General features: G+C 72.5%; 9 protein-coding genes. All 9 read left to right on the top strand.

Annotated elements, in window-relative coordinates; genetic code table 11:
• Positions 1 to 831, top strand: an 831-nt coding sequence (locus CCN56_RS31960; RefSeq protein WP_143664686.1) for a thioester reductase domain-containing protein, incomplete at its 5' end; no start/stop codon positions are given.
• Positions 832 to 882: 51 nt separating this feature from the next.
• Positions 883 to 1,782: a class I SAM-dependent methyltransferase gene (locus CCN56_RS31965; protein ID WP_086831380.1), complete on the top strand. Its 900-nt coding sequence runs from the start codon at positions 883 to 885 to the stop codon at positions 1,780 to 1,782.
• Positions 1,779 to 1,985 (top strand): MbtH family NRPS accessory protein, encoded by a 207-nt coding sequence (locus CCN56_RS31970; RefSeq protein WP_086831381.1) that lies wholly within the window; start codon positions 1,779 to 1,781, stop codon positions 1,983 to 1,985. Before CCN56_RS31965 ends, CCN56_RS31970 begins: the two co-directional genes overlap by 4 nt.
• 49 nt (positions 1,986 to 2,034) lie before the next feature.
• Complete coding sequence (gene panD / locus CCN56_RS31975) at positions 2,035 to 2,451, top strand: aspartate 1-decarboxylase (protein ID WP_086831382.1); 417 nt, start codon at positions 2,035 to 2,037, stop codon at positions 2,449 to 2,451.
• On the top strand, positions 2,448 to 3,254 hold the full coding sequence (locus CCN56_RS31980; RefSeq protein ID WP_306300648.1) for a thioesterase II family protein: 807 nt from the start codon (positions 2,448 to 2,450) through the stop codon (positions 3,252 to 3,254). The genes panD and CCN56_RS31980 overlap by 4 nt, the downstream gene beginning before the upstream one ends.
• Positions 3,255 to 3,358: 104 nt before the next feature.
• Positions 3,359 to 4,201, top strand: a complete 843-nt coding sequence (locus tag CCN56_RS31985) for a 2OG-Fe(II) oxygenase (RefSeq protein WP_086831383.1) — start codon at positions 3,359 to 3,361, stop codon at positions 4,199 to 4,201.
• A gap of 2 nt (positions 4,202 to 4,203) precedes the next feature.
• Positions 4,204 to 4,944, top strand: a complete 741-nt coding sequence (locus tag CCN56_RS31990) for an SDR family NAD(P)-dependent oxidoreductase (protein ID WP_086831384.1) — start codon at positions 4,204 to 4,206, stop codon at positions 4,942 to 4,944.
• Between the two features lie 81 nt (positions 4,945 to 5,025).
• A complete protein-coding gene (locus CCN56_RS31995; RefSeq protein WP_086831385.1) occupies positions 5,026 to 5,838 on the top strand; it encodes a phytanoyl-CoA dioxygenase family protein in 813 nt (270 codons plus the stop codon).
• Positions 5,835 to 6,938 (top strand): zinc-binding dehydrogenase, encoded by a 1,104-nt coding sequence (locus CCN56_RS32000; protein ID WP_218779473.1) that lies wholly within the window; start codon positions 5,835 to 5,837, stop codon positions 6,936 to 6,938. Before CCN56_RS31995 ends, CCN56_RS32000 begins: the two co-directional genes overlap by 4 nt.
• The last annotated feature ends 43 nt before the right edge of the window (positions 6,939 to 6,981 follow it).

Consider the following 6,981-nt stretch of genomic DNA (forward strand, 5'->3'; position numbering starts at 1 on the left):
GCGGCCCGGATCGACGCCGTCTACCACTCCGGGGCGGCCGTCAACCTCGTGCTGCCGTACGAGGAGCTCAGCCCGGCCACCGTCGAGGGCACCCGGGAAGTGCTCCGGTTCGCCACCGCGACCGGCCGCGCGGCCGTCCACCACGTCTCCACCGTCGGCGTCTTCGCCGGCCCGCCGGCCGACGGCGGAGCGCTGTCGGAGACCGCGGTCACCGGACCGCCCGAGGAACTGCGCCAGGGCTACACCCAGAGCAAGTGGGTCGCCGAGCAGGTCGTCGCGCTCGCCCGGGAGCAGGGCGTCCCCGTGACCGTGCACCGCCCCGCGCGCATCGCCGGCCACACGGTGACCGGGGCCTGCCAGGCCGACGACTTCCTGTGGCGGGTCGTCAAGGGCTGCGTCCAGGCCGGCGCCGTCCCCGAGGGGATCACGGCCGAGGCGGACCTCGTGCCCGTCGACTACGTCGCCCGCGCGATCGTGGCCGTCGCCGCGCGCCCCGAGGCCCTCGGCGGCATCCACCACCAGGTCAACACCCGCCCGGTGCCCCTCGCCGACGTCCTCGACCACGTCCGCGACCACGGCCATCCGCTCGTGGAGAAGAGCCTCGGCGACTGGGTCGAGCTCATCAAGGCCGACCCGGACAACGCGGCCTACCCGCTGCTCAGCCTCTTCGACCCGGCCGGCGGCGGCTTCGTCGCCGTCCGCTTCTCCGACGACGACACCCGGGCCCACCTCGCCGGCACCGGCGTGAGCTGCCCGCCCCTCGACGCGGACCTGTTCCGCACCTACCTCGACTACTTCGTGCGCACCGGGTACCTCCCGGCGCCCCACTGACCACCACCCGACCCACCTGACGAACCCCTACCGACGGAGACACCGAACCCCATGACCACCGTGACCCAGACCCCGCAGACCGACGCCTCCGAGGTCCCGGGCGCCGACCTGTCCCGCCCCTCCTCGTACTACAAGCCCGGCGAGCACCACGCGCCGGAGAACGAGATCCACCGCCTGCGCCAGCAGGTCGCCGCCTCCTGGCAGAAGGAGGCCCGCACCCTGCGCGAGTTCGGCCTCACCACCGACGCCGACGTCCTGGAGATCGGCCCCGGCCCCGGCTACATCACCGAGCGCCTCCTGGAGGAGATCCCGGACGGCACCCTCACCGCCCTGGAGCTGAACGAGGACCTGATCGAGCACGCCCGCGGCCACCTCACCCCGGCCCGCCCCGAGCAGCTCACCCTCGTCCAGGGCTCCATCCTGGAGAGCGGCCTGCCCGACGAGAGCTACGACCTCGCCCTGGCCCGCCTGGTCCTCCAGCACGTCCCGCACACCCCCGACGCGCTCGCCGAGATCCACCGCACCCTGCGCCCCGGCGGCAAGCTCGTCGTCACCGACGTCGACGACGCCCTGTGGGGCCTGCTGCACCCGCAGCCCGACCTGCCCGAGTTCGACGAGGTCGTCAAGCTGCGCATCCAGCTCCAGGCCAGCCGGGGCGGCAACCGCCTCATCGGCCGCGAGCTCGGTCAGCTGATGAAGGCCGCGGGCTTCACCGACATCAAGGTCGAGGCGATCGCCATCTCCAGCGAGGAGGTCGGCCTGGACGTCCTCGCCCCGCAGCTGAACATCCGCTCCCGCACCGCCGCCATGGTCGCCGTCAACCCGGCCGCCCAGCGGCCCTGCGAGGTCACCGCCGACGCCATGGACGAGTTCCTGGCCCGCCCGGACGCCTCGATGATGCTGGTGTTCTTCATGTTCTCCGGCACCAAGCCGGCCGGTGACGCCCGATGACCGCCGCGACCGCCGCCCCCACCTGGTCCGTCGTGGTCAACGACGAGGAGCAGCGCTCCGTCTGGCCCTCCGACCAGGAGCCGCCGGCCGGCTGGCACACCGTCGGGTTCACCGGCACCCGCGAGGACTGCCTGGACCGCATCGCCGCCGACTGGACGGACCTGCGCCCGCTCGGCCTGCGCCGCCGCATGGGCGAGCACTGACCCCCTCCCGAACACCTCCCACCGTCACTCCTCAGGAGACGAGAAGACCGTGTACCGAACCATGTTCAAGTCCAAGATCCACCGCGCCAAGGTGACCCAGGCCGACCTCCACTACGTCGGCTCGGTGACCATCAGCGCCGAACTCATGGAGGCCGCCGACCTGCTGCCCGGCGAGAAGGTCGACATCGTCGACATCAACAACGGCAACCGGCTGTCCACGTACGTCATCGAGGGCCCGCGCGACTCGGGCGTCATCGGCATCAACGGCGCCGCCGCCCGCCTCATCAGCCCCGGCGACCTCGTGATCATCATCGCGTACGCCACCGTCACCGACGCCCAGGCGCGCGAGCTGGAACCGCGGGTCGTCTTCGTCGACGAGCACAACACCGTCCGGCACCTGGGCTCCGACCCGGCGGAGACCCCGGAGGGCTCCGGGCTGTTCCGCGGCGACCTCGTGGCCTCGTGACCGCGACGAGCCTGCCCGCCGGCGGCGGGCGCACCCTCCCGCTCGACCACCCCGGGCCGTGGCTGCGCCGCTACCACGGTACCCCGGCCCGGGCCGGCGCCACGCTCGTGTGCTTCCCGCACGCGGGCGGGTCCGCCAGCTTCTACTACCCGTACTCCGAAGCGCTGTCGGCCCGGTACGACGTCATCGCCGTCCAGTACCCGGGCCGCCAGGACCGCCACCGCGAACCCTGTGCGCAGAGCGTCGGCGAACTCTCCCGGACCATCGCGGCGGAACTGGCCGCCCACGTCCCCGCGGACCGGCCCCTGGCCTTCTTCGGACACAGCATGGGCGCCGTCGTCGGCTTCGAGACCGCCCGTGCCCTGGAACGCCTCGGCACGGGCCGGGCACCGGACCTGTTCCTCGCCTCCGGCCGGCGCGCCCCCGCGCTGAGCCGGGACGACGGCATCCACCGCCTCCCCGACCGGGCCCTCCTCGCCGAACTGCAGAAGCTCGGCGGCACCGACGTGCGCATGCTGGACGACCCCGAGCTGTTCCAGCTCGTCGTGCCCACGATCCGGGCCGACTTCGCCGCCGTGGAGACCTACCGGCCCGAGGCCGGCGCCCGGGTGAACTGTCCCGTGGTCGCCCTCATCGGCGACGTCGACCCCCGGGTCACGGCCGAACAGGCCGCCGCCTGGCGGGACCACACCACGGCCGACTTCGCCCTGCGGGTCTTCTCCGGCGGGCACTTCTACCTCGCCGAGCGGCAGCGCGAGGTCATCGCCACCCTCACGGCACACATCGACCCCCTGAAGGCTTAGGGGCCGATAGGGGTGCAACGGGGCGACCGGCCCCTCGTACCGTCGAAGTCGAGGGAAACACGAGAGACAGACGGTTATTCCTCGAGCGACCATCTGGAGAACCTGTGGGAACAACCACCGTACCGACGCGTGAGAACGTCAGCAGCAATCAGACCCCCATCTACGTCCTCTTCGACGTGGAAACCGTCGAAAGCGCCGAGAAACTCACCCGCGACCACCTCGTCGGTCTTGCGGCCGGCACCATCGGCGCCGTCCACATCAAGAACTTCGGCAGCCCCGAGGAATGCGGCAGCGTCCTGACCGGACTCGACAACTGCCCGATGGGCTCCTACGACGAGGAGATCGTCGTCCCGCGCATCCCCAAGCTGGGCCCCGCGGCGTACGACCACTACGACGTCCACGGACTCGGCGACGCCTACTGGCAGGACGCCCGGGAGTCCGCCCTGCACCGGTCGACGCTGCTCGACGGCGGAGACCCGCTCGACACGGCCGTCGACCGGATCCGCGGGGCCTGGGGCGGCGAGATGCGGCCCGCGACCGCGGACGGCCGGCCCATGTACGCCGGCATGATCCGCGAGACCACCGGCGGCATGAAGATGCACTGGGACGAGATCGCCCGCGAACTGCCCGGCGCCCTCGACGACCCGGTCATCGCGCAGCTCGGGTTCAACTGGTACCTGTCCATGCCCGAGGGCGGCGGCGCCACCCGGATCTACCGCCGCCGCTGGCAGCCCGGCGACGAGGATGTCCGCGACGGCTACGGCTACGCCGAGGGCCTGGCCGAGCGGGAACCCAGCGTCACCGTGCGCCCCGGCGCCGGGGACGCGGTCCTCTTCGACCCGCGCAACTACCACGCGGTGCGCGGCAACGAAGGCCCCGGCCGGCGGGTGGCCCTCTCGTTCTTCCTGGGCGTCACCGCGGGCGGCACCCTCCAGTACTGGTCCTGACGATGACACGACGCACAGCGGTGGTGAGCGGCGGCACCCGCGGGATCGGGCTCGCCCTGAGCCTGCGGCTCGCCGCCCTCGGCCACCACGTCTACGCCCTCTACCGCAGCGACGAGGCCGTGGCGAAGGAGGCGGCGGCCGAGGGCGAAGGGGCGATCGAACCGGTCCGCATGGACGTCGCGCGCCCCCGGGACGTCACGGAGGGCTGCGAGCGGATCCTCGCGGCCGGCGGCGCGCCCCACGTCCTGGTCAACAACGCCGGCGTCAACTGCGACCGACCCTTCCTCGACCTCACCGACGAGGACTGGGACCAGGTCCTGGCCACCAACCTCTCGGGACCGTTCCGGCTGACCAGGGCGCTCGCCCCGGCCATGGTCGAGGCGGGACGGGGATCGATCGTCAACATCGGCGCCACCACGGCGATCAGGCCCCGCGCCAACGGGGCGAACTACTGCGCGGCCAAGGCGGGACTGCTCCACCTGACCCGATGCCTCGCCCTGGAACTCGCCCCCGCGGTACGGGTCAACTCCCTCATTCCCGGATTCACGGACACCCCGGAAGTCGTGGAGCGCTACGGGCTCGACGACCCCGGTCGGCGCGCGGAGATCCTGCGCACCATTCCCTCCCGGCGAATCGGCACGGTGCAGGACATCGCCGATGCTCTGGAATTCCTGGTGACCGCCACGAGCGGCTATGTCACCGGGCAGCAACTCATCGTCGACGGCGGGAATTTCATGGGATAGGCGCCCCGGCCCACGAAAGCCGGGGCCCGTCCCCCTCCCTCCCCTTCCTCTCGCTTTCCGAAACGTCTGGAGAGAATTCGCATGCGTCTGACCCAGGAACAGATGGACCGCTATCAGGAGGACGGATTCCTCCTGCTCGACTCCGCGCTGGGAGACGACGAGATCGCACGCCTCCGCGAGGCGTTCGACCGCGACTGCCAGGTACCCGGCCCCCAGCGCGTCGCCGAGGAGGGACGCGACGAGGTGCGCGCCGTGTACGCCTCCCACCACCGCCAGCCGGAGTACGCCGGCCTGATCCGCGACCCCCGGCTGCTCGTCCCGGTCCAGCAGCTCCTCACGGACGACGTCTACGTCTACCAGTTCAAGATCAACGCCAAGCCCGCCTTCGGCGGCGAGAAGTGGTCCTGGCACCAGGACTACGTCGCCTGGCAGATCGCCGACAACCTGCCCGCCCCGCTCCAGGTCAACGTCGCCGTCTTCCTCGACGACGTCGACGAGTTCAACGGGCCCGTCATCTTCCTCCCCGGCTCGCACCGCTCCGGCCTGGTCAACAAGGCCCGCAAGGCCACCGCGAAGTCCGCCCAGCACCTCGACCCCGACGACATCGCCCTCAGCGAGGAGCAGCTCTCCGGGCTCGTCGCCGAACGCGGCATGGTCAGCCCCAAGGGGCGGGCCGGATCGGTCGTCCTCTTCTCGCCCGAGATCGTGCACGGCTCGGCCCCGAACATGTCGCCGTTCCCGCGCAGACTGCTCATCATGACGTACAACGACACCACCAACCTGCCCCGTTGGGACGGCGAGCCGCGCCCCGACTACGTCGTCTGCCGCGACACCGACCCGCTGCGCGCCCTCGACGCCCCGTTCCTCGACGCCCTCGAAGGAGCCGCGGCGTGAAGCGCGCACAGGCCGTCGTCCTGGAGCGGTTCGGCGAGCCGCTGGAGCTGAGGGAGTTCGACGTCCCCGCGGCCCCGGCCGGCGGGATGGTCGTCGCCTGTCGCCACGGCGGCGTCTGCGGCACCGACCTCCACCTCAAGGCGGGACACCTGCCCATCCCCACCCCGCTGGTCCTCGGCCACGAGGGCCTCGGCACCGTCGTCGAGCTCGGCCCCGGCACCCCGGGCCGTGATGCCACGGGCGCCGAACTGGCCGTCGGCGACACGGTGATGTGGGCCTCCTCCATCGCCTGCGGCACCTGCGTGCCCTGCCGGCTGCACCGCGAGCCGACCCTCTGCGAGAACCGCCGCACCTACGGCGTCAACCGCGCGCTTGCCGACGGCTCCCCGCTCGCCGGGGCCTGGGCCGAGGCGATCGTGCTGCACGAGGGCGCCACCGTCGTCCGCCTCGACGAGGGCATCGACCCGATCGCGGCCATGTCCTTCGCCTGCGCGGGCCCCACCGTCGTCCACGCCCTGTACGAGCGCCGCCCGGTGCGCGTCGGCGAGGTCGTCGTGGTCCAGGGCAGCGGCCCCGTCGGACTCGCCGCGGCCGCGCTCGCCCAGCTCGCCGGAGCGGCCAAGGTCATCGTCGTCGGCGGCCCACGGGGCCGGCTCGACCTCGCGGCGAAGGCGGGCATCGGCGACGTGCACGTCGACATCACCGGACCGGGCGGCACGGACGCCGCCCTCGACCGGGTCCGCGAGGAGACCGGCGGCCACGGCGCCGACCTGGTGATCGAGTGCGCCGGAGTCCCGGTGGCGGTCGCCCAGGGCCTCACCCTGGCCCGCAGGGGCGGCGCGTACCTGATCATCGGCCAGTACACGGACGCCGGGGACACCCTGCTCAACCCGCACCAGATCGTCCACCGGCAGCTCGACGTGATCGGGTCCTGGGCCTTCACCGGCGCCCATCTCACCGAGTACGTGAAGCTGCTGCCCGCGCTCAGCGCGCGGTTCGACCTGGCGAGCCTGGTGACCTCCTACCCGCTGGCCGACCACGAGGCCGCGCTCAGGTCCGTCGCGGACGGCACCACGCTCAAGGCCGTGCTCTCCAGCTGACACCGCCCCGGGGCCGGCCGGAGCCGGCCGGCCCCGGGGCGGT

The organism is Streptomyces sp. NRRL B-24572 (assembly GCF_002156145.1).
In the GTDB taxonomy this organism is placed as follows: Bacteria; Actinomycetota; Actinomycetes; order Streptomycetales; family Streptomycetaceae; genus Streptomyces; species Streptomyces vietnamensis.